Below are 24280 nucleotides of genomic sequence, written 5' to 3'. Positions count from 1 at the left end.
GTTAACGGTTAAACTTAAAGCCTCTGTTTATGGTATTGGCCCGTTCTGCTATGGTGTTAGCCTGGCCTTTTAAATCTAGATTTTGTACCAGGCTGGTGCCGCTGTGTACATCCGCCAGAATACTTTTCACAACCATGCTATTCGCTTGATCACCCAACACCGCCTGATCGTTTAATTTTTCGGTTAAATCATTAGCGGATTCTATAACCGTTTTTTCTATTACATCACGTCCCGGTGCATCTAATGGCATTTCTTCTAAGATTTTACGATTTCTGGCGAAATTTTCTACTTCGTTAGTCAGGTTTTTGGCACCGAAAACAGTGCCTATATTAGGTACAGCTACATTTCGCAAATCCTTAGTGAGCACGCTGTTAAACAATTGAGAATTATCTTTTAGACGTTGATCGAAGCCAGCAATTTGTGGACTGATACCATCCACTTTAGTATTCGTAATAGCCAACTTTAAATCAAACTTACTTTCAATTTCCGCAATTTTCGGATTAAACCGATTGGTTAGTTTTGTGTCAAAATCTATTTCCTTAACGTAGGGAACAATCTTGTCTTCGAAATTTTTCACGTAATGCGGTTTAATTTCAAAAATATCTTCAATCGGGAATCTCGGTATAATTGGCGGACCAGTTGGCAACGGGATAGGCGGCATATAAACTGGCGGATTGGGAATTACATCCTTATCAATACTTGCATAAGGAAGCATAAAATCGGCTACCACCCGTTGGTCATCTGCTGTGTAAACAATTATAAATGTGCCGCCCCTCATTACACCCCCGTTATGTTCTAGACCCGGGTTATCTTTCATGAAATTCCCAAGCATCAGTCCGGTTTTCTTCTTGATCACCGTCTCCTGGTAAATTCCCGAAATTACATCTGTTTTACGTAGAATATCTGCGTTTAAAATAAAATCATGTGGTATGGCAGTATTTGAAAAAGCATATTTACTGGTTTGCGCTTTTACGTTGGTAGTGGCGCTCATTACATTGGTTATTGCCGATCTGTAACTCATAAAATTAAATTGCGGATCGCCAATATCCCGAGCATTATCTAACACGTTTTGTTTGGCGGTTTTAAATTCTGTTACCGGAATGCTTTGATCTTTGGCTCGCAAATTATCGTTTACCAAATCGGCGTGATCCAAACGGTCTATAAACGTACTTTTTAATGATTTTTCGTACATATATAAATGCGGAAAAAACCAGGGCCTAGGCGGTATGGTCTCCAATTTTTTCTCAACCTGTACTGCTTGTATATTTATAGGTAGATTGTTTTCTAAAATCACTTTATTCAATGCAGCTTCTACATCGGCCCGAATAAACCCGATATGTCCTTCAATTCTGAAAAAGTTATATTTCAAAATGTTGAAGTTTAATGGGTTGAGTGTTGCTTGGTTAACTTCAGAATACGTGTTTGAGTGATAGGATAGTAGTTGGTTTTCTTTTTTGCGATTATTTGCGTTAAAATTCCAGTATAAATTTATGGGCAAGTTGGGGTTAACACGATAATAAAAAGGAATGCTACGCTCTCCTAATGCCGCATCTTCATAATAACTTGGGGTAATTTTTAGGCCTCTAACTAAATTTTGGACTTCGACCACAGTCGGAACTTTGAAGTTTGTGATCATGCTATGCAATCGCATGAAACAAAATCTGGTAAATTCATTTACCTCATCGTTAATGTTTAGAATGGGCGATTCATAAAAGTGATGGCGGTACTCCAGGTCAATGTGACGCTTATTAAATCTTTTTATAAATGTGCCGGGATTGAAACGGATATTTCTAAGTAAACTAAGCTTTGGTTGCAGTAGCGTAGAAAAATTGGTGGATGCTATAGGAGATATATCAATTAGAGTTGAATTTCTAATATCGAAAGGTACAATCGGGTTTTTCACACTAGCATCCCTAACCAAGCCTAATAGTATGTGTTTTGGAAACAAGTCCACATCTGGGCAGCATAGCATATCATCAGAAAATAAGCTTTCCCTCATTTCATTGTAGGCATAGCTGATATCACGGGCAAAATCATAAACATATTGGCTTGATGTACTGCTCCCTGATGTAAAATGTTGATCGAGCAAAGTGCTCCAGCCTGTGGTAGGATCGCCGTTATCAAACTGATCTTCTATGATGGTTTGGCATGTTTGATAGGCTTTAATCAACTTAGCTTTAATGTCGTCTTTTATAGATAGCACATTATTAAATGAGGCATTTAGCTCGTTAAAAGTATCGATCGCAATACTCACTTTTACTCTCGGGATATAGATATCTTCTAGTTTAAAGTAGTCTTTATTCATGGCAGGCATGCTTTGTAGCAACGTGCGAACATTGTTTATATGCACTAATAGTACTTTTATATCTTTAACCGCAGTGATGCCCTTATTATCACAATCTGTTCCGGTGCATAAATCAGGATCATTGTCATAATCCTCCAGGTACAGTATACCCACATAATCTTTAAATGTGGTGCCAGTCGTGTTTTCTAGCGACGCCAATTCTAGCCCGGGCACGGCGCCAACCAGCTGACTGTTTCGTAGTTCGAATAAGGGAATCCGTTGATTAGTATCTAATTGAAAATACGGGTACTTTGCATTTAGGTCTTCAAATACCTCATACTGATCAAACTCCTGATCAAAATCTAATGAAAGGAGGTCGCCATCTGTAGTAATAGCAGTACCTTTTGATAGAACAAGACGCTTGTTTTCAAGCACACCGATTTCAAGGCCGCATATGATACCTACCCCAATTGCCCGGGTACGAGTTGTCCGGGTTTGCACATCCAGATAATTAAATAAATCATTTAATTGATCCGCCGTTAATACCTGGTTGTTTTCAAAAATAGTAAAGCGGGTATTGTCTTTACTGATGCTGTCTAGTACGTTACCCATGATTTTTATGTTTTAAGTGTTCCTAATGCGTTTTGATTTAATAAGAAGAGGGTGCGCTCTTCCGTACTTTTACAATCTTCGAGACGTGCCACTGGATACACGGATTTCAAGGCAGTGAAAATCTCAATGAACCTATTTAATTTCACATAATCAGAATCCAGTGCACCGGAGGCTTTTAGTGTCAGCCAATTTTTATAGGCATCCTGAAATTCTACTAACTGTTCATTACTTACCCAACAAATTTTAACAAAAGTGTGTGCTGGTGATTCCATCCTGATCGTTTGTTCACAATATGTTCTGAAGCTGAGGTTAAGAAAACGAGGAGCATAGGCTGGCAAAATCACACTGATGCGGAAGGAATATGGATCCCTATCTTGGCAATCTCTGCAACTTTCGTCTACACAAATGGGCAGAAAAAAATCTTTGGTTACTTTTGAAGGCGATTCTGGAGGTTCGATTGGGGAAGATGGTGGCGAATCGGGGGGAGATTCAGGTTTTTCTAAGCTTGGGCTGGGAAGAAGCAAAGGATGTTCGATCAAAAACATTCCTTCCTCAGCACGAGTCTCAGTAACCAATGTAATTAATAATAAACGATCGACATCTGCATCTTCTTTAGTCGTATATATTTCTGTACTGCTTCCGATTACAACTCCTGCTTTTAAGACTTGATTACTAAAGGTACTATCTGCGTTTTCAATGCTTCTCAGGTTTGCCGAGTCGTAAATTAATGTCAATGCATCTTCTAGATCAAATGACGCCTCCTCTTTGCTAGAGTATTTTATCCTTCCCTCCAATAATGTTTTATTGTTTCCATAATCCTTAATACTGAACCAGTACTGATCATTGTTAAACTCATTAAAACCGTGTTGAATAGTAGTTAATAAATTTATCAGGTTGCGCCTGTTCATGTTGTCAAATCCCAATAAACGTTTAAGCCTTTTTTCTAAACCGCTGATATTATCTGTATCCCAGGTTAGATCAGAGACATAATGATAGGCTGTAAAACGCTTGCCACTATATTCAGGATAGTTTTTTAAAAAGTTTATTTTATCCTTAACAATATCTTCCTGATTTATAACTGCCGGACTAATTACATCTTTGGTATTTGAAGTAAAGCCGGAGTAAAGAACGTTCACATAATCAAAAAACGATTCTGAAAACCTGGAGAGTAAGTGATCTAAAAATAAATTACGACGTTTGTAAAAATCGATTTTATTTTCTGCTGCAATCTGAATGATTGAGCGAATACTGTCACTATTTGCAAACAATCCCTCAGCTTGGCTAAAACTAGTAACCAGCTCGGAGAAATAGGTAGCCGTTTCATCTTCTGTTGAAAATAAATTACGCAGGTGCGATAGCTGCGAAAAATAGTTTGCCAATTGCTGATCGAAAAAGTACAGGTATCCTTGTAACTGCCTCGCTTGTGCTTTTCTTTCATCAGTAGCATCGGAAGGCAACCCCCAATGGCTTATTCCATAATTTTTAGGGAAATGATTTTGTATAGAAAAGTAATTCCCTGTATCTGAAAAGCTTCCGGTGGCAAAACTGATGTCTTCGGTGCGTACCTTGTCATTCCCGATAATGTGTTCGCTCATCAACCGCTCGAATCTATTTTTAATCACATTTTTATCTGGCCTTAACGGTATGCCATTTTTATATACCAGAATGTTGCATTCAAGAATATTAAGGATTGGTTGTTTGCCGGATGCCACTGGGATGATCCATTTATTAGGACTTTCTTTAACCTGATCCGTCGCATTAAAAATGATGTCTAGAATATTACTGATGCCTGTAACATTTAAAATTTGTTGCATAATATCAGACAGGTGAAGTTCAGTTTTTAGGTTGGACGCGACTAATTCTTCTTCTTTTATGAAACCATGTGTAAGCAGTGGTCCTTCAAAAATTAAATCTGTGGTATACCCTTGATCCAGTAAATTTTTAAGCCAGTAAAATTTGATTAAAGGGGTTAGATGAAGTTGAATATTAAAAAGCATTTGAGCCACTGCCTCAAAAGGATCTACCTCTGGTTTTAATTCCAGCTCAATACAAAGCCTAAACTGTTGGTTGGTTACTTCTTCAATTGCCAAAAAGTCTTCGCAAAGGTTTCGGTTTTCAAGAACTACTTCCCGAGTAATTTGCTTGATATTTAGTTTTTGTTCTTTGGTAACGTTGGTGTCAAATTCTAAAAGTACATCGTAAAAGCCTTGCACATTTACGGGTTCCCATTTTCCGGTTACTGGAGGTATAAAACGAAGCTTTTTACACGTGATATCTGCAATAATTGGAATTGTTTTTTTGATTAACCAAGCATTTTTGACTCCTTCTATATCGATAATCAACTTACGGTAATCGTTAATTGTTACAGGTTTATTCGGGAAAATGCGGGCAGCTGAAATGAAATGTTTTAAAATATTGGTTTTGCTATCGGTCGGTGTTGCCAGTAAGTCTGGGATGCTGTTATTGCTTCGATAACTCAAATCGGTAATCACATAACACATCAATTCCAGCATCGTAATTCCTGGATCATGTATGTTATAATCTGTCCAAATAGCCGATGCAGTTTTTTCAATATGGCTAATTCCAATCTTTCTTAAAGCTTCATAATCAAAAGCACTTTGCTCAGGCTTTTTCGAGGAAATTGTCAAGACATCACTCATGGTTTATTTTAGTGCAGATAGGGAAATTTTGGTTAGAAATTCTGGGCATCAAATTTTCACATCTATGGAAAATATCAGGGACGCAGTTTTGTTTTTTCAATGAGTTCTTGAATGGTTCATAACTCAAGAACTATTCATTATTAATGATATGTTGCATAGCTGATACCAATATGGATGCAGGGTTTGATGCTTCGGCAACTTCTAGGTTATTGCCAAAAGCATTATTGCTCGGAGAAAATTTGGATAGTGAAAAGGAAGTTAAATAGTCAACAAATTCTAGATCTTCTAAAAACTTGACCACCATTGATTTGGTTACTTTTCCTCCGAAGTGGATATCGCTGCTTGAATTTGTTATCCATGGTGATAGAAATTGCTGCAGCTTTTGGTCGATGATTTTTTCGTAGTAATTAAATTCAAAGCCCCGTTTCAGTTTAATATCTACAGATATTTGCACAGGTTCATAGATAGGGTTTATGATCTGAAATTGAGCCCATGCTGTAGATTGATGTGTTAAAAAAGCATAGATCTCGTCTAGTGTGTTTTTATCAACTTTTGGCTTAAACGGATCAAGAGCATTTCGATTGGTTAAGTCGGGAACCACCACTATCAAAACATTTCCAGGAGAATAAAATGAAGAATTAGTTGCGTGGTTAATGCATTTTACTTTATGAACCATCGGGAAATGTTGTAAAATCAGCCTTTCATAATCCCAAATTGCGATACTTCTTTCTTTATGACGAAGCCGCTCACTTACCCGCATATAATAGGATTGATCAATTTCTTTCATTTTGCCACCAAAACTCGAATAAGGCTGATTTACTTTTTTAATAGCTCCAATTTCATTTTTCAGTTTGGTTATAGAACCCGACGGCTTTGCATTTTGCAAGTGTGAAGGGTCGTTATCCTGATTATCAAAAACTGCAATGGCCGCATTTGATTGCACATCCAGCAGTTTGCAAACCCCATCGCTATCTTTCGGAATAGACGCTTTAAGCCACAATAAATTTTCTGGTAAAATTGTGTTGCTTGTAGTTGCTTCCTTTGGGATAATAATTTTTATAACCCCACTAGTTAACAAATCATTTGTAGTATCAAATATAAAATCTTCATTCCCTAAGTTTTTCCAATAATTATCACAAAGCACACTCCAGTTTAGTTTTACTTTCGGTTTTTCCGGATTGGCACTTCCCTCTGCTAACTGAAATAACATACAGAGAGAATCTTCAGCGTATATATCATTTAAACCAATAAGTAAACCTCCTTCGTCAGTATATTGAGGCACCAGTTTCACTTTCTTATTGCTCAAGAAACTTTGCTTGCTGAGGGTGTAGGCATGTTCTCGCATTTGGCCGAAGGCACCGTAGTGAAAGTATTCTATTTCTTCACTTAAATAGTCATTTAGCGTAGTGCCATTAAAACTAATTTTAGCGGTAGTGGCTATATACCTCAAGCTGATAGATTGCATTTCTGGCGCAAAGGGCTCAGCCGGAAGGTTCAGGTCCCCTCCTTCCGCACTGTACCTTAAAATTTCTTTGGTGTATTTATCTCTATAATCTTTAAATAAAAAACTATGGTCTAAGCGTAATCGTAATTGCCCTTTCCGGATGTCTTGATAAACATTCAGTAATTGCAAAATTATCGGCTGATAAGTAAGCAAACTGAAAGTCGTTTTTGCCTTTACAAAATTAACTTTTGGTTGTAGGGCAGAAAAACCAGGAAAAAGATATGACATTTTACTGCTTACATTCTGTTTTATGGATAAGCCGGGGTTAGGGAAATAGGGCGTGTGGAGCGTAGGCAGTACAAAAAACGGAAGCAATACCGGGAATGCCGGATTAGTAAATGTCCAGGTGGTTTTGACTTGAGCATCTGAGGTGTTAAAGAGCTTAACCCGATGATATTGTTCTTTCCATGAAAAACCATCTTTAAAGGCTGCTATCGCGGTAAAATCACCGTTACCATTGCCCGACAGATTATAGTTTTTAAAATAGTTAGCCAGATTTGAATCCGGAATATTTTTCCATTCTACATTGAAAGAAAACTCTTTTAAACGCTTAGAGAAAGTTTCTTCATGCTGTATATAAAAGTTGGAGTTTTTATCAGACAAATCCCCAAACGGCGTAAAAGGCTTTTTAGGATCAAGAGTGCCGTTATCGTTTTCGAGAGTTAGTGAAGTTATACCAGCTACTTCCACTTCTATAAGGGCGTCTATTAGTTCTGCATTCAGTAAATCCTGATAACCAAAATCAGATTTTTCATTATTAATTAGTATCTGTAAAATCGGATGTATGGTATCGAAATTATTGCCGTGAGAGGCTTTATTATAAGCAATTACAGGGGGTTCATCTTTACTGATATTAAAAGTTATAGTCAACTTATAAAGTTGGTTATCAACAGAAGTAATCCTTGTCGAGGTCAGCTTAGGTCCTATCCAGCCTTTCTCACCTGTAATACTCACTTTAAAAATACCAGCTGTAAGTGCCTCATTCTTTGAAGATTCGTTCAAGTATTTAACCGTTAAGTTTACGGTGATCATGCGGTCCCCTTCTTTCATTAATAATACCCCGCTGGCCAGACAAAAGCCTATTTGTGCCTTTGGTGACTCAGCACTGCCAAAGCCGTCATATTTAGGGTTTGCGGTTGGCAGAACAGCACCTACACCATCCACTGAATTGGCAATAGGCGCGTGGTGTATAAAATTTTTGTTAATTGGGTTTACAAACAATGCCTTTAGCTGTGAAACTTTTGAAGAGTTCACCACTATATCATGCGTTAATTTATAATAGAGATTCTTTTTTGTGTTATCCTTTCCCGCCAACAGTGGAACTCCCGTGGTAAGAAGTGTATTTTCAGTATTTTTTTTAAGTTCGAAAATAACGTGGGCTTTGTCAGGAACAGGGTTATGCTTGTCTAAATTTAAAACTTGCTGGTAATAAAAATCTAAATGGTGCTTGGTAAGCGAATTGAGTAATGCTTTAGGCTGAACCAATAATTCAATAAAACTACTCCATAGGGCAAGATGTGGAGGTAAAGATGAACTGGCTGCTAAGTCACTAAATTCTTGAAAAGTCAGGTTAAAAAAATTATCCCAAGTTCCGTTTATAATGATCTTTTTATTTGCCGGGTTTACATCAAAAAAATTAATCTGTTTTGCTATTTGCTGTACGTACCGATATAATTCTTCCTTACTCCGATTTTCTATTGGTACCTGAGCTGGGTCTAGCAATGGTGGCATGCGCTGTTGCTGGGTTTGCCCATCACGTTTCAGTAATACTTTATAATCGATAGCTTTGGTACTCATGCCGATTTATTATTTGCTTCGTTTAAGTAAAAAGGATACACTAGATTAAAACGGGTATTGGTATTGGCAACCTCATAATCTACCGAAATGTCAATTCTGCCTTCGTCAATAAAATCTTCCAGCAATTCAACTGTTATCAGTTTAATTCTTGGCTCAAAAAGCAGGATAGCATTTTTAACAGTTAATTTAATAGCAGTTTTTGTGGATGGATTGATTACCTCAAACACATAGTTTTCGAGATTGCATCCATACAAAGGCTGCAGAAAGCGTTCGCCAATAGTGGTAGACAGCAAAATTTCTAAGCTTTTATTGATATCCTCCTCGTCCTTCGTCATCAAAACCTCGTTGGTTTGTTTAGAAAATGTAGGCGGAAATCCCCATCCCTTACCCAGAAATGAGCGTACTGATATGTCCATTAAGTTGAAATTTTAAGTAAAAAGTTTAAGTAAAAAATATCAAGTCGCCAAACTGAAACATTATGCCTAATTGCTCAAAGCTGTAAGCTCCCTATTGAAAGCTGAACATCTAAACAATACCCCACTACATTAGCTAAAAACAGGAGTAGAGTTATAGCGTTTATATCAGCAATGACTTTGCTTAATTCCAAAAGCGGCATTCTGACTAAAGCCAAAATCCAAAATCACCAGATTATCTACTTTATACCTGCTCCCATGTATTAGGCAGCTGTCCGCAGACTGCGGGGTTTTTGATTTCGAGCCGATGATTTAAGATGTAAGTGGATTTAACGAGTTGGGCTATGAGTTGTAGTTGACTAACTATCAAACCTTTAAATTTTAAGGCTCAAGATCTTGAAATTACGACTTAACATTCAGAAGTTGTCATCTACTCAATTGTAACCACCCCTTCATAAATCACTGATCCTTCAAATTTGGTTTTAACTTTAAATGCTTCGGGATGTGCTTTTAAATGATTAATTACACCTTCGGCGACGGCTAGGCATAATAGCTCGAATTGCTTGTTGGAGGCAGGTGGATTTTTGCCAATTATTTCTTTGTAATGGTTGTTAAAGGCGGTTTGAATGGCCTCTGCCATACTACCACCCAATTGACCGTATTTTCCTGGTATTAAAGCCATAAATTAACCTGTTTTTACTTTTGTAGATAATAAACTAGGGGTTGCCGGCGGCATGGGGGCAGCAGGTGGCGCCGGGCTTACCGGCATTCCCAATGCAGTTTCGCCTGGGTGCATGTGCGTATCAAAAGCGGTTTTCATATTATTTAGGTGCGATAGAAGCTCATCGCCAAATGCCAAGGGATGACTTGCCCCGCCAACTAATTCAATTTTGGGCGCATCTACCACTACTTTCGAGTTGGCTTTTATCTTGATTATGCCGCCATCTACATCAATTGTAATTTCGTTATCTTTTGAATCCTTAATAGTAATGGACGCGGGTTTGGTAGTAATTTTATGACCGGTTTGGTCTTCTAAACTTATCCCCTTTTTATCATCACTTATAAACACCTTGTTTTCGCCGGGCGTTTCAATCAATATTTCTTTAATCTCATCATCATACGTGAGTTTCAGTTTTTCCCGGGAGGTATAGCCTTTTTTAAAATTATCATTGGTTGGGCTAATTGGTGGGACTTTATTTGAACTATGTAGCATGCCCAAAATTAAAGGTTGCCTTGGATCGTCATATAAAAAGCCAAGCACTACCTCATCACCGACCTCAGGTCTGAAAAACATTCCCCGTTCATTACCTGCATCGGCTAGCGCGATTCGTGCCCAAACCCCATCATCATCTGCATTTACATAAGGCATTTTTACACGGACTCGTTGCTCTCCCTCCGGGTCTTCATTATCAGTAACAATACCCGTATGTAGACCGATAACTCCTGGCAATAAGCCTGCTGCTTTAGGAGCTGTAACGTGATTTTCTTCAATAAACCAATCGGGGTTGTGGCCAAATTGTGCCTGGGTTTTCCAGCCTTCCGCTTGTGAATAATCTTGTCTTACACCACTTACAAAAGCTTTTCCGTTAAATCGGGTACCTAAGCCATTTAATTCTACTACCTCTCCGGGGTTTATGGTGGCTATTCCTTGAAATTTTATTCGGCCACGTATTTTTGATAAGCGTGATTTTAGCAACTGAGCATCTGCCCACGCTTGCCGTTCATCTGGAGTAATGGCGCCTGCGTGACTTAATACAAATTCAGCCGGACCAACTACTGCCGCCAAATTTGTAGTGGTAAAACTCCCTTCTTCTAGCAAGTTTTGCGGCTCAGCGGCACTGGTTTCTGCAATTTCCTGATTGGCCATATCCCAAGCTTTACTTTTGACAGAACTAAATTGATTGCGACTATCCATTTCAGCATCTAGCTCTAGAATGGTGGCTCCGTGCAATAAAGATAGCTTGGCATCGTCGGTGGTTACCTCTGGCTTCTGAGTCACAATCGTATCATCATTAGTTAATACGACCTGACCGTTCGCCTCGGCACGACTAACTATGAAATCCCAATCGGTACTATTATACTGCACCATTTCTTTGTGCACAACGGTTGTATCTGCTATAACCAAACCTTCTGTAAAACCGGCATCTTCCAACACCTGACTAATAATTTGAGAATCTGTTGAATCATGGAAATATTTGTTGTTTCGCCCCAGCGTGGTTTTAACAACTGTGTGTTTACATTCTACAATTAAATTGGGAGCAGCGCCATTTCTGACTTTTAGCGATTGCTTCACAATTAAGCCTATAAAAATACTTGTTGTTGTGTTAGAATCTCCGGCTCTAATCTCCACTTTATTTCCAGGTGTAAATAAATCTCCGTCCGTCAAGGGAAACTGGCCCGTGGCAGCTTCTCCATCTAGTATAATTATGGTGGCCGTGGTAATTTTATTCACCATCTTCATTACACTAATAGACAGCTTACTTACCGATCTGGGGAGTTCATTTCCGTTTATCAAGACCTTAAATTCCGCAACGGTTTCAACGGCAGGTATGCTTCTTTCTGCAGCCATGGATAATTTTTACGCTGTATTAAAAGGAGGAAACATTAGTTTATCCCCGGGTACTAGGTCTCTGAAATTTTTGAGCTTATTTACTTTGGCAACCTCGAGGTAGTATTTAAAATCTCCATATATACTCAGCACTAAGTTCGGCAAGTTATCACCTTCTTTAACAACCCGAATGTGTGTTAAATCAGCAGATTGATCATCAACCTCTGCCTGAACTTCTGCCGGTTTCCGTTTTTCTATAAAAGTGGCGTTGATAACCGCCCTAAGAGGTGTACCATCTGATTTGAACAATTTATACTGGATCGTAGCTGTTTTGAGCACACAATCAAACACAAACTGATTACTTCTGTACCATAACAGCCCAGGCCAGTTAATGCGCAAAAAACGAGTTCGATGACCTTTGCCATCATACCCTGTAGCGGTGTAAAATTCAATAACTTTTGCCTTTACATCCAGCTTTACGCCGTTAGCATTCGTACCGTCCAGAAAAAATTTAAGTGTAACCGTAAATGGCGAAGTTCCTAGAAAAGCTCCCGCATTACCGGTTGAACCTGCGGCTGAGGTGGTTTCTGTAAGAACATTATAATTGAGCGAAATCTCATCCGGATTGATAAACGCCGAGAACGTGCTGGTTGGATTTCCATTTCTTTCAATATCAACCCATGATTGAATCTTAAGCTTTTCTCCAGCTTTCAATGGCGATATACTACTTAAAATATCTATCATCAGCGTTCATTTTTTTGGTTTAGGATAGCCATAACATGCTCTACACATAGCTTAACTATTTCCTCTTTGGAGGAAGAGTTTTCGGTAGTTGAACCCTCTGCTACATGGTCTGCCACGGTAACCGCCACTTCAATTTCATTTATAACAATTGGCATATTTTATAAGCTAATAGATCCTGAAACTGCACCACCAATAGCACCTGCAACTGCCCCAACTGCCCCGCCTATCAAATCATCTAAACCCATCGGTTTGTAGTATTGATAGGTTAATTCAAGCGTTTCTACCACCAGCGTGTTTTGCTCTGCATTAAACTCTGAGATATCTATTTTGGTGGGATAGGCATTGAAAACGTGCCAAACGTTAAGTGGGATGTGGTTATCATTCAATAAGCTGATAAGCACATTTTTGGGTTCAAATTCAAAGTTTTGGATACTATTTCTGGCCCAGTGACTTACAAAAGATCCCAGAAATAAGCCACGCTTTAGTACCAATTTATTGAATTGCGGGACTCCCGGAAACTGATGCTTAAATCTGTTTTCACCACCTTCAGCCACGGTTTCAGTAGGTATTGTTACACTTAACCCTGTTACGCTTTGGAATCGAATATCTTGCGGCGTTTGCGGAAACATTTCAATAACTACCAGAAAATGAAATCCTGGTGGAGGATAAATTAACCCGTCGATTATACCACTTATCAAGCTCATAAAATAGAATATGTAAGGTAAAAACGATTAAAAGTCAAAGCGATATTCTCTTGTGGAGAAGGGACGGGGATGAGGCATATATAAGCAGTTTTGAAAATTGCTATTACTAACCGTTTTGAATTACCAGGCCCTCATGAGCTATATCTATTTGTTCTATAGCCACCTCACTTCCGTCGGCTTTCAAATCAGTACTTTGAATTTTTAGCGGAAATGCATTCTTAATTTTCCAAACCACGGTAGGTTCGTGACTTTCGTTTAATAAAGAGATGGTAATGTCCCTGCGTTCAACCGCATTTAACGAGATGGTATTAAGCCAGCCGAAAAACTCATTATCTCCTTTAAACACACCTCTTTTTAAGGTGATGTTGCTGAACTCCCGCATGCCGGGCATTTTAATTTTACTGAACTCGGGAGAAGCGCCATCCCGGTATTCAATTACCTTATTTTCGATATTTAGTCCGCTAACTTCAGAGAAGCCAATGGTAGACCCTCCCCACTCAACTCGGAAGTGAAACTTGGGTAATGGATAAGTAGCCATGATTTTTTGTTTTAGGTATTTTAAAGGTTATGATTCCTGAAGTTTATGAGAGAATTTCAAAATGATAAATTCAGCCGGGCGGACTACGGCCATTCCTATTTCGATGTTCATGCGGCCTTCCAGAATGTCTAGCGAAGTCATGGTTTGGCCTAAGCCCACGCGAACAAAAAATGCATGTTCTGGTTTGGCTCCTGCCAATGCTCCCGCTCGCCACTGCTTGACCAAAAAGTTTTCAATCATCGCTCGAACACGGACCCAGGTATTCGCATCATTTGGTTCAAAAACAACCCATTCAGTTCCTTTTTTAATAGATTCTTCCGCAAAAATGAAGAACCTTCTCACTGGTACATAACGCCATTCATTGTCGTTTCCAGCTAAGGTTCTTGCTCCCCATATCATCACCCCTTTACCTGTAAAATAACGGATTGCATTGATAGATTTACCGGATGTAGGATCCACGTTCAGAGACATTTGGGCTTCATGAGAAATTTTTAAGTTTGCTGCATTTACATAGGCCATTGTCACGTTTGCTGGTGCTTTCCAAACTCCTCTTGAACTATCAACGGCGGCATAAATACCCGCTACTGCTGAGGATGGAGGCATCGTAATAGTCAACTTTTGCAATTGTAGTTTTATTAAGTTGTACAACTCTGTATTGCCTGTCAAAACCGGTGAAGCTGGTGGTGATGAAGGTATACTGGGCGTAGGTTTTTGCAAATTAAGGCCGTTTCGTATAGCATTTTTCATCCCATTTTGTGGAGCAAGAATAGATGCCATACTGAGATTATCCGGACTTCCATCAGTTTCAATAGTTTCTGTTGTTCCGTTGATTGAATACGCTACATTGATATCTGTGTCATCGTATCGATAATTTAACGTTGTTTCAATGTATGGGAAATAGGCTGCTCCATACTTCATTAAATTAAGATTGCTTCCCAGAGTAGCGGTATTCCTAAAATCATCAGCTGAACTATTAATGTCATTTGGAGTACCCGAAATTTGTTTTACATCTATTATGGTAAAGCGATCTTGTAGCAAAAAGCATTGCGAAAGAGCTTGATTTATTAAGGCATAATAATTTGATGAATCAAGAGCGGTACCATCTGGAAAAACAAGTAACGTAGGCTCATCAACATTTGATATTGCTGTCAAACCAGCTGTTAATGCGTCTTTTGTAACATTGGTGTCAGAAGCAGTACCATCGGGATAGGCGCCAACTGAAACGATATAGCATGGTCCGCCACCATTTGCAAAATACATTTGCAAACCGTAATACAATTTAAACCGTGAACTTATTGTCGGAGCTCTTGTCGCATTGATGGTACGGGTAACAGAGCCCGAATCGCTAACATCTGTGATGGTAACGGTAATAGATTTTTCTTTCTGTGCAAAACCAAACAACTGCTCATATTCCAAAAGTGAAGTGATACGAATTGGCTGTAGGTTAAGGCTTTTTCCATTGAATATCGCCTTTTCGGTATATCCAATGAATGCGGGAATAGCGGTTTCCACTTCTGCTACCGAAGGTGGAAAGGTGGGGATTTCTTTTATGTACACCCCTGGGGTTTTAAATACATCTGCCATGATATGAAGTTTAACGGGTTAAATAGTTATAAGAATATCCGAGAAAGTCTCAGAGCCTTCTGTTTTAACCAACATTAATGGTGGATTTGGAAGATTGGCTATGAGTACTTTATCGGCTTGATCGCGTAATTGAATTCCTGTAACAGGATCTTCCTGCAAAGAAACAGGCTGATTTGAGGCTAGGATGAACTGATCCGCAGGTGGGTTGGGCACTGCCGTAAAAGGAATTGGGTTTCCATTAGTTTTTCCGACAATTACCGTTGTCAATGCTTTATTGTATTTCTTGCTAATTATATACCTCCATCGAGTGGCCGTATTGGCAAAAGAGATTTTGTATGATTTTGATGAAAGAGTGAGGTTGTTGTTTTGAAATTGATATTCCGTAGGCAAGCTGGCTTTGTAGAATATTTCTATCATACCAAATATATCTTGGAGATCATTCGGTGACAATACATACATCGCTGCTTTTTCTACTTCCTCAACAATAAGTCTTGCCCTCCCTCCATTGGACTTCATAAGATTGTAGCTGAAATTGAATATATTATTGTGATTGTTAAGACTCTGATCGAATTCCTCCCCGCTATCAGTGAATAGGAGTGAGCTGTCTTGTACGCCAGCTGTATTCTCATGCTTGTATGAAAAGCTATGGAGTACAAAAGGCATCAAATCCGAATCTGACACCACTTTAGTCGTACTGTTCGCCACCAGCAATGGGGAGGAGTCTAATGATAGATTACTAGTGTAATTATTGAAGTAGTAGTGGCTCCCTTTCGGCTTCAAGGTATTCAGTACTGAAAAATTATCGAAATTAGGATTGTTCAATACCATTAAGAAGGAAAAATGACTTCCGTCAGTGAGGGGGCTTTTTATGGTTTCATCCATGTTGACCTTGGCGTATACCTGCCCTCCAAATTTATTAGGTAAAAAGCGGAGGCCAAATGAATTTAGCAGGGACTTACACGCTTGGGTAGGCACCAATGTGAAATCGGGACATCTACCCGTACGGTAAAAGCCATGAAGTATTTCTATCTCATACAGGAGCTTGTATTTGATTTGTATCATGGTTTAGTTTTGCCTATTCTTTTAATGGTCATATGTCACAGATGAATGTGGTCTTTAGCTTTCAAAAATGTTTATTTCGGTAATAGGAGGTGCCTGCATCTTTGGCTCATGGTCAATAAAGCTCATGGTTCTTATCTTATAAATCACATTGGGCATATATTTCGCGCCAAGAGCTGCCCATAAGTTGTTTTGTTGTTCTAAAGTCGTTCCGTACAGATTAACCAGCAGTTTTTCTAGTTTTTCCCATGGTTTATCTTCTTCAACCTTGGCATTTAGATGCGGATATTTTTCTGGTGTAAATACTGTATTGGATTGAAAAAAGGAAATGACATTGGATAGAAGTCTTAAAGCAGTGGGGTAACTGGTGGCGTAAACAGAAAAGAGAATAAGTGCATTGATATTAACCGGGGGATTGATCACCTGAAAGTTGTCGTTTTTTTTTTGGTAGCTCAACTGCGATTCAGCTATTCGGTCTTCCTCCAGATTTATTAGTGTTAAGATGACTTTAAAACTATCATTTCCCTGATCCATAGGAATAGCAAATGTTCCATCAGGATTCATTAAACCTGATAGAATAACACAATCGACATTTCCAAAATTGATAGGATCTTTTACCTTCATGTATAGGTTTAATTCTTCAGTTAGAAATTCCAATGCTGTTCGTAGCATCCTCTGATCAGTTAACTTTTTGTATAACCATTAAACTTTCGGCAAGACAGATCTTTCTAAAATTACCTGATAGTAGTACCTCATCCACCAGTGCCATTACTCCGGGGTAATAATCTGCATAATCATGAAATGCAATGAATCCCCCGGAGAGGACATGTGGTGAATACTTCCAAAAATCTCTCGCTACATTGGGATAATCATGCAATCCGTCAATAAATAAAAATGAGATCGGGTCTTTCCAGTCGATATTAAACGAATAATCCTTTATTAAAATCACAGTCTCTTCTAAGCCTGCCTCATGGATGTTCTGATTAAACTTCTCCAATGTAGGAGCTACCTTTTGGAGCCCCTGATCTGTGGCGCCCACTATACCTTCATGAGGATCAATAGCAAAAACTTTGGCAGATGGAAAAAGCGCCTTGATTACAGTCCCTATTGCCACGGTGGACTTACCATGATAACTGCCGATTTCCACGATAATGTGTGGCGGATGTAAAGAACAGCAGGCCTTAAGAGTGGAGGCAATGAGCAAATCTGCTTCTTTGTCGGCCAGCCAGCCTTCAATCTTACTGATATTCTCTAATAAAGGTAGCATCAGTGGCAGGTCAACAGTTTTTGTTTCCTTTAATAATTCCATACCCTTAGGGATGTAATGGTTGGATTTTTGACGGGTTTGTTTTCTCAATGGATCATCATATTTTCGTTGAATAGGATGGATCCAAAAGGCATCAGTTTTATTTTCGGCATTTTCTAAATCATGCAGCGAATAATCTTTTCGATAACTTACAAAATCATTAGCGCAAGGATTTAAACCAATGTCATAACCTAATAATCGTATTAGAGTAGGTAAGACTATTTCCTCGGTTGCCCAGATTTTGGTCTTCTTCATGATTTGCTGAAGTTGGACATTTTGATCAAAAAGCTTTAATAGATCTTTAACAGCATCTACGGTAAAGACTGTGGATGGCCAAAAGCTCCAATGAACAAACTTTTCTTCCCCATCATGAAACTGCTTTAATAAAGGTTTCCAAAGTTCCAATTCATTGAATGCCTGGATAGCCGTCCATACGCCAGTATCATTTACTGAAATCTTTTCGGGTTTATTGGAAAGCAAACCAATTGTCGTTCGGGACTTCAAATAGTCGCTTATATGGTTAGTGTAGCCATCCCTAATCGCTAGTTGATCCGAATCCACAATAGTGAAAGTGTCGAAGGATGCCTGCTGTAAGGCGAATTTCATCGAGTTTAAAGCGTAGTTGTGAAGATACCCATGTTGTAAAGGAACGGGATTCGGAAAAATCTCACATCCAAGATCTTCGTATGGAAAGCCTTTATTAAGAAGATTTTGATCTAATCCGCCGTTGTAAAGGATAATTCTTGAATCAGGGTCATGAAAATGGAGATTGCGTACCATGTCTATGACGCAGTCTTCACTTTCGTGGACAGCACACGCATAAACATTTTTCAGCAGGCTTTGAGCAGTAGGCATTGGCAGACTGCTTGCTTCAATTGCTTTTCCTTTTACCGCTATAGCTGGTGAATGAAAGGCACCATTGCTGTAAGATTGCCAATCTTCTTGCATGATATTCTGGATTTCTTCCAGCGGGTAACTATGCCACCAGATGCCACCCGTCTTCTTTGGGCTTACATTATCTTCATGTATCATGTGCACGGATATCTCCTTATTTGCTAAATTTTGAACCCGATGAGAAGGACTGGTCCAGACAAATAATGCGTCCATTCCAACATTAATGGGAGCAAAGTGATTTTGCTTCCATATCGCTTTGGAATAGCAGAGTGAACTACCTATGAGCCAGGGTCTTTGGTCTGAGGGATAAATGTATTGGTAAGCATTTTTTGTAGATAGGTTAAGATACAGTAGGTTGTTGATTCCACAGACATCCGCTTCATTATTTTGGAGCTCATGGATCTGGTAAGAAATTCTCGTAGGAGCATACCAATCATCATCATCCCAATGGGCTATGATCTCTCCTTTGGCATACTCACAGGCTAGGTTAAGCTTTTCTCCCAGCGTGATCTTTTTATTTAGACGGTAATATTGAATAGAACTTTCATCCGGAATCAAATCTTCGATGGAATCAGTACCATCATCAATTACAATGAGCTCCTTATTCGGATAATTCTGCCTTAAAAAATATTTAACTGCAAACGGAACAAATTTCCGTCGATTGAAAGTGGGCATAATACAGGAAACCAGTGGTTGAAGTGAACTATTCATGGAAAATGTTCATATAGCATAAAAATTAACTGGAACTAACTCTGTTCTTTCATTTTCAAATGGGACGGGAAATGTGATTTTTATATAATTCCCCGGTTAGAAAAAAAAGATGCAAATAGATAGGTTTGGATAATTGATGCTCTTGTAGTTGTTGTAGTAAAATATATCTAAAGGATTTTAGAAGGGTTTGATCTCGTACTTAAAATAACTGAATTAGATTTCAAACATTAAAAATAAATTTTTAAACCGATTCAAGATAATTATCTTTTTTATTCCAAATTTGATTTGGGATTACTTAATGTCATGCTTTCTAATGTTCTGTCTCAAAGTGCAAAAAAAGAATTAAAATTTAGAGTTCGTGTGTACAGTATCACGTGGCGCATTCGACAATTATGGCTACTAGAGTAAAATCCAACCTGAATAATTTTTTCATCATTTAGTAGTATTTAGCATAGTTATACTGCCTATTTGGGTTATCCTGCTTGAGATAAATATATTATATATATTTTGAACGATGAATAATAGATCAAATTAAAGCTTCGCTTTTCTTAATCACAATATTGTGTTAAGGACAAGGGGAAGTTGAAAACAAAATGAATTAAAATTAACTTAGATTGGAATTATCCTTGAAAAGGAATCAATTTTTTAAACTTGAAATGGATATTAGATCTTTACAGTCATGTAAATTCAAGAAACCGAGAAAGAAAAACTTAAATCATCAAAAGTATAGAAGGATTTTCCACTTTTTCTAAGAAAATGGATAACAAATATTTTATTGACATTGAGGTAATGATTGAAATGATTAGTCAAAGTTCAATAATAATTCCTGCAATAAATTCCACGAATTCATGGATTTTGAAAACTCCATGAATTCATGGATATCAGTCGACAAGGTTGCACGAAATAGCCTCTCGGACTAATCCTGCAGTATTCCGGACTCCCATCTTCTGGATTAAATGCAGGCGATGGGTTTCGACAGTACAGAAACTGATGAAAAGTTTGTTTGCTATTTCATTTGTGGTGTATTCCTGCACGATCAATTGGAGGATTTGCTTTTCCCTTTTGGTCAATTGATTTTTAGACGCAATCGAATGATGGGATTGAAGAAGGTTGTCAATAAAAATCTCCGTCAATTGAGGATCCAGAAAAGGGATTCCCATATGGACCTTGTGAATTGCCTCTTTCAGAATTTGGGTTCTGCAATTAGATAAAAGATACCCTGAAGCACCTGATTTGAAAATTGATTTGATGCTTCTCGGATCCTTAAATTCCCCAAACACAAATAATTTGATCTTAGGTTGATTTCGGACAATTTTTTGACTGAGTTTAAGTAGCCACTTGATTTCCTGAATCACACCTATCCATAGAAACTGTACATCGGTCAAAATGACAACTCCTTTGGTTTTCAAATCCTCTAGGGATATTAGATTCACGTTTGCTTCTCTATAAATTTCAAGATAGTGCTGAAGTCCTTCGGAAAGTAGCGTGGGTTCGCCGATGATGCAATGCCGCTCCATGGTTTACTTGGTTAAAAATGTAGAATTTTGACGATACTCTCTACCCAAAAATCTCTCAAAAGTATAAATTGGCTTTTAAGGTATATTTCGGAACATTTGATATTAAGCTGAGTCTTTTCAGTATATGAAAATTCTACTGGCAACTGGCTGAGCGATTCCATAAAAAAATTAATTAGGTGTAGAAAAAAACAAACTGTCCCTTAAAAATAGTGTTTATTTAACTGATAATCAAATGATTAAAATATCAGTTCACCTATCCTTTTTTGTGTAAAGTAGTTGATCAATTCTATTTTTTCAAAGTAAAAAATCCCGATGAAGTTTTATTGTATTGGTGCGCCAAAGCTGGAAATTGCTTGAGTAATTTTTCGAAGTCCCCATTTGGATCGAGAACTATCGAAGGCTTTTGTTTTTGAAGCATCTGGAAGAGTCTTGCCTTTTCTCTCAAATCACGATCTTGATCTAGATAAAGCTTACTCAATCGATAATTAAGAAATGGACCACCTAGACTGGCATTGAGATAAGGAGAGAGGTTGTCTCCCAAAACCAGGATATCGCCTGAATATTTTGCTTCACTTTTGGCTACAAAGTATTCCGAATCTGTAACCTTTTGCTGCCAGTACATAAAAGCAACTGCCGGAAGGCCCAAAACCAAAAGATAAAAGGCAATTTTCGATGTAATCTCTTTTTTGGTATTCAAGAAAAACTGGGTGATGAGATACGTGAGTCCGGGTATGAGTATCACCAGTTGATATGAAGATTGCTTCTTGATAATGAAAAATTCAGCTACCGAAAAAAGTAGCCAAATGAGGATAAGTTGCCGCTGCTTCTGCTGGTTAATGGTCGATCCACGTAGCACTGTAGCCATGAAATAACCTGCCGCAGCCAGTAATAATGGAAATATTCCAAGATACAACCAATTTAAAAGAGACTGATATTCATACTTCTCAGACAGGAATGTCAATGGCCATATTTGAATGGCTTCCTCCAGACCGTCATTCCAAAAATAGAATACAGAAATCAACAATAGTGGCAAAAAGTATCCCACAAGTGATAGCATCAATTGACGGAAGGAAAAGCTACTGATGGCAATTCCTGTGAAAATCATATAAGGTAAAAAGACAATGTAATTGGGATGAAAACCCGTGGCCAGACCTGCATAAATTCCTATTAATAAGGTGGACTCACTTGTATCTTTCTGTAGGACTGTTTGAGAAAAAAGCTGTCCTAGCGCTAATATCAAGAAGGTACTTCCCAATAATGCTGGACTCAAACTGAGTAAATCAAACGAGAAGTGAAATAGTGCTGCCATGATGATTGCTGGCAGATAGGTGTTCAAATCAAAAGCCTTGAACTTGATCAGAATGGAATTCCAATACAGTATCTGAAAGGATATTAATAATCTACCTACTATTTCGTATGCAAAGAGGCTTCGCCCAAATAGCAAATCCATAAATGTGAAGAATCCAGCCGAAAGAGGTCCGTTGTCATCTATGATATCTTGATACAAAAAATATCCTTGGCCCAAGCGCTCCCCCAGAAGCATCCACATCAATTGAGGATTGGTAATAGGGAAAGGATTAAGGGTCAAATAGACGATTGTCAGCAGGAGAATGTATATTCCTATGCCGATAAGCCTGAAGGGGTCATTTAATTTAAAAAAGCTGAACAAGGTAAATGGGAGAAGAGTGTTTGGTTGGTTTTGCCCGAAATTAAAGCTTGCCCAACTATTTCGCTAAATTTGTACCACAAATACTTCATATGGAAAGTAAAAGACAACAAAAATACTCCAAGTTGATCCAAAAAGAGCTTGGTGATATATTTCAAAAAGAATCAAAACACCTCGTCGGACGGGCTATGGTGACGATCACGCGGGTTTTGATGAGTCCTGATCTGGGCTTGGCAAAAGTTTACCTAAGCTTTTTATTGGCTGATCCTGAAGCAACTTATAAGCTCATCAATGAGCACAAAAAGGAAATCAGACATCAATTGGCCAAGCGAATTGGCAAATCGGTTCGTGTGATCCCTGAAATAGCCTTTTTTCCAGATGACTCTGCAGCCTATGCACAGTATATGGATAAGGTGATTTCTAATTTGGCAATACCACCTGCTCCACCCAAAGAGGAAGACCAAGAAGAAGAGGATTAATCCAACTATCATTGAATCTCAGTTTTTTCATAGCCTCCAGATATTTTCGCAGCAAAAAGAAGCGGAATTTTATCACCATTTTGTCCAGAATTTCTATGATAGGAGTTGCTGTGGGCACGATGGCGCTGGTGATTGTGATGTCTGTATTCAATGGCTTGGAGGATTTGATTCGTGGCCTATTTGCTAGCTTCGATGCTGAGCTGAAAATAGAGGCTGTGGTAGGGAAAAGCTTTATGACCAGTGAAGAATGGCTTGACAGTATCAAAAACCTAGAAGGTGTAGCGATTCTCACGGAGATCATCGAAGACAATGCATTGCTCGATTACAATGGCAACCAGATGATTGGCAGGATCAAAGGAGTTTCCGATAATTTTCTGGATCAGGAGCGATTCTCCAGAGGCTATTTCTGGGGTGATACCACGTTGGGAACACCCCTGAATCCAGCTGCTATTTTAGGCAGGGGTGTTGGTTTCTTTCTTTCGGTGAATCTGGACGATGTCAATGTCCCCCTGAAAATTTATTATCCAAAAGCTCCCCGAAGTGCCGCCTCGATCGACCCCTCTCAGTTTTATGAATCTGGCATGCTAGATCCTGTTGCGTATTTCAGTATAGGTGAGCGGCAGTTTGATGATGAATACGTGATTGCCCCACTTTTATTTGTCAGAGACTTGCTGAAATATGGAGATAAAAGGACTTCACTTGAAGTGAAAATAGCCAAAGGCTATTCCAATGCTGAAGTTCATAGACGCTTGGAGGTGCATCTCGGCGATGATTTCTTGGTTAAAAATGCAGACGAGCAGCACGCAGGTCTTATCCGTACAGTGAAGATGGAAAAATTGTTCGTCTTCCTCACGTTGACCTTTATTTTGGCGATAGCCTCCTTCAATATTTTCTTTTCGCTGAGTATGCTGGCGATCGAAAAGAAAAAAGATATAGCTGTGCTAAAAGCTATGGGGGCTACTGATAAACTGATAAGAAGAATTTTCTTGAAACAGGGAGCATTGATTGCTTTTAGTGGTGCAGTGATTGGGCTAGTTCTTGGTTATTTGGTTTGCTGGTTGCAGCAAGCTTTTGGATTGGTTTCGCTTGGGATTTCTTCCGCAGTAGTAGATGCTTATCCTGTAAAAATGATTTGGAGTGACTTCCTCTGGATAAGCGTGGCGATGGTAGGAATCACTTTTTTAGCATCTTCAAGACCAGCTTGGATTGCCTCTCAGGTGGATACGGTGAAGGAGATTTGAAATGGACGACCAATCCTTT

Annotated in this window: 18 protein-coding genes; 2 read left to right on the top strand and 16 right to left on the bottom strand. The window is 38.7% G+C overall.

Annotation, left to right across the window (positions count from 1 at the left end; genetic code table 11):
* Window position 1: 1 nt before the first annotated feature.
* From BVH04_RS11915 to BVH04_RS11845, 16 genes are all read right to left on the bottom strand, one after another.
* Window positions 2-2896, bottom strand: a complete 2895-nt coding sequence (locus BVH04_RS11915; RefSeq protein WP_086541695.1) for a hypothetical protein — start codon at window positions 2894-2896, stop codon at window positions 2-4.
* A gap of 5 nt (window positions 2897-2901) precedes the next feature.
* Complete coding sequence (locus tag BVH04_RS11910; RefSeq protein ID WP_086541694.1) at window positions 2902-5556, bottom strand: hypothetical protein; 2655 nt, start codon at window positions 5554-5556, stop codon at window positions 2902-2904.
* A gap of 130 nt (window positions 5557-5686) precedes the next feature.
* Window positions 5687-8857, bottom strand: coding sequence for a baseplate J/gp47 family protein (locus tag BVH04_RS11905; protein WP_086541693.1), 3171 nt, complete (start codon window positions 8855-8857; stop codon window positions 5687-5689).
* Window positions 8854-9273, bottom strand: coding sequence for a GPW/gp25 family protein (locus BVH04_RS11900; protein WP_086541692.1), 420 nt, complete (start codon window positions 9271-9273; stop codon window positions 8854-8856). Before BVH04_RS11900 ends, BVH04_RS11905 begins: the two co-directional genes overlap by 4 nt.
* Before the next feature lie 427 nt (window positions 9274-9700).
* A complete protein-coding gene (locus tag BVH04_RS11895) occupies window positions 9701-9952 on the bottom strand; it encodes a hypothetical protein (RefSeq protein WP_086541691.1) in 252 nt (83 codons plus the stop codon).
* A gap of 3 nt (window positions 9953-9955) precedes the next feature.
* Window positions 9956-11839 carry a type VI secretion system tip protein VgrG gene (gene vgrG, locus BVH04_RS11890; RefSeq protein ID WP_086541690.1) on the bottom strand — a complete coding sequence of 628 codons (1884 nt, stop codon included), beginning with the start codon at window positions 11837-11839 and terminating at the stop codon, window positions 9956-9958.
* Window positions 11840-11848: 9 nt separating this feature from the next.
* Window positions 11849-12562 carry a CIS tube protein gene (locus BVH04_RS11885; protein WP_140160580.1) on the bottom strand — a complete coding sequence of 238 codons (714 nt, stop codon included), beginning with the start codon at window positions 12560-12562 and terminating at the stop codon, window positions 11849-11851.
* Window positions 12562-12717 carry a DUF5908 family protein gene (locus tag BVH04_RS25450; protein ID WP_169714418.1) on the bottom strand — a complete coding sequence of 52 codons (156 nt, stop codon included), beginning with the start codon at window positions 12715-12717 and terminating at the stop codon, window positions 12562-12564. The genes BVH04_RS11885 and BVH04_RS25450 overlap by 1 nt, the downstream gene beginning before the upstream one ends.
* Window positions 12718-12720: 3 nt before the next feature.
* Window positions 12721-13266 carry a phage tail protein gene (locus tag BVH04_RS11880; RefSeq protein WP_086541688.1) on the bottom strand — a complete coding sequence of 182 codons (546 nt, stop codon included), beginning with the start codon at window positions 13264-13266 and terminating at the stop codon, window positions 12721-12723.
* Between the two features lie 106 nt (window positions 13267-13372).
* Entirely contained in the window at window positions 13373-13804 is a 432-nt protein-coding gene (locus BVH04_RS11875; protein ID WP_086541687.1) for a phage tail protein, read from the bottom strand.
* 27 nt (window positions 13805-13831) lie between these two features.
* The gene (locus BVH04_RS11870; protein WP_086541686.1) at window positions 13832-15388 is read right to left on the bottom strand and encodes a phage tail sheath family protein; all 1557 of its coding nucleotides are present in this window, start codon (window positions 15386-15388) and stop codon (window positions 13832-13834) included.
* A gap of 18 nt (window positions 15389-15406) precedes the next feature.
* Window positions 15407-16450 (bottom strand): hypothetical protein, encoded by a 1044-nt coding sequence (locus BVH04_RS11865; protein ID WP_140160579.1) that lies wholly within the window; start codon window positions 16448-16450, stop codon window positions 15407-15409.
* 54 nt (window positions 16451-16504) lie between these two features.
* Entirely contained in the window at window positions 16505-17071 is a 567-nt protein-coding gene (locus BVH04_RS11860) for a DUF4255 domain-containing protein (RefSeq protein ID WP_169714417.1), read from the bottom strand.
* A gap of 55 nt (window positions 17072-17126) precedes the next feature.
* A complete protein-coding gene (locus tag BVH04_RS11855) occupies window positions 17127-19358 on the bottom strand; it encodes a glycosyltransferase (protein WP_086541683.1) in 2232 nt (743 codons plus the stop codon).
* 881 nt (window positions 19359-20239) lie between these two features.
* Entirely contained in the window at window positions 20240-20875 is a 636-nt protein-coding gene (locus BVH04_RS26485; protein ID WP_086541682.1) for a LuxR C-terminal-related transcriptional regulator, read from the bottom strand.
* Window positions 20876-21161: 286 nt separating this feature from the next.
* Window positions 21162-22424 (bottom strand): hypothetical protein, encoded by a 1263-nt coding sequence (locus BVH04_RS11845; RefSeq protein WP_116116535.1) that lies wholly within the window; start codon window positions 22422-22424, stop codon window positions 21162-21164.
* A 209-nt stretch (window positions 22425-22633) separates the two neighbouring features.
* On the opposite strand from BVH04_RS11845, the gene rbfA reads away from it, so the two are divergent.
* Window positions 22634-23020 (top strand): 30S ribosome-binding factor RbfA, encoded by a 387-nt coding sequence (gene rbfA, locus BVH04_RS11840; RefSeq protein WP_086541680.1) that lies wholly within the window; start codon window positions 22634-22636, stop codon window positions 23018-23020.
* An 11-nt stretch (window positions 23021-23031) separates the two neighbouring features.
* Complete coding sequence (locus tag BVH04_RS11835) at window positions 23032-24261, top strand: FtsX-like permease family protein (RefSeq protein ID WP_205635844.1); 1230 nt, start codon at window positions 23032-23034, stop codon at window positions 24259-24261.
* The last annotated feature ends 19 nt before the right edge of the window (window positions 24262-24280 follow it).

The sequence above is a fragment of the Algoriphagus antarcticus genome, from assembly GCF_002150685.1.
Lineage (GTDB): Bacteria > Bacteroidota > Bacteroidia > Cytophagales > Cyclobacteriaceae > Algoriphagus > Algoriphagus antarcticus.
This window is presented reverse-complemented; position numbering and strand designations above follow the sequence as displayed.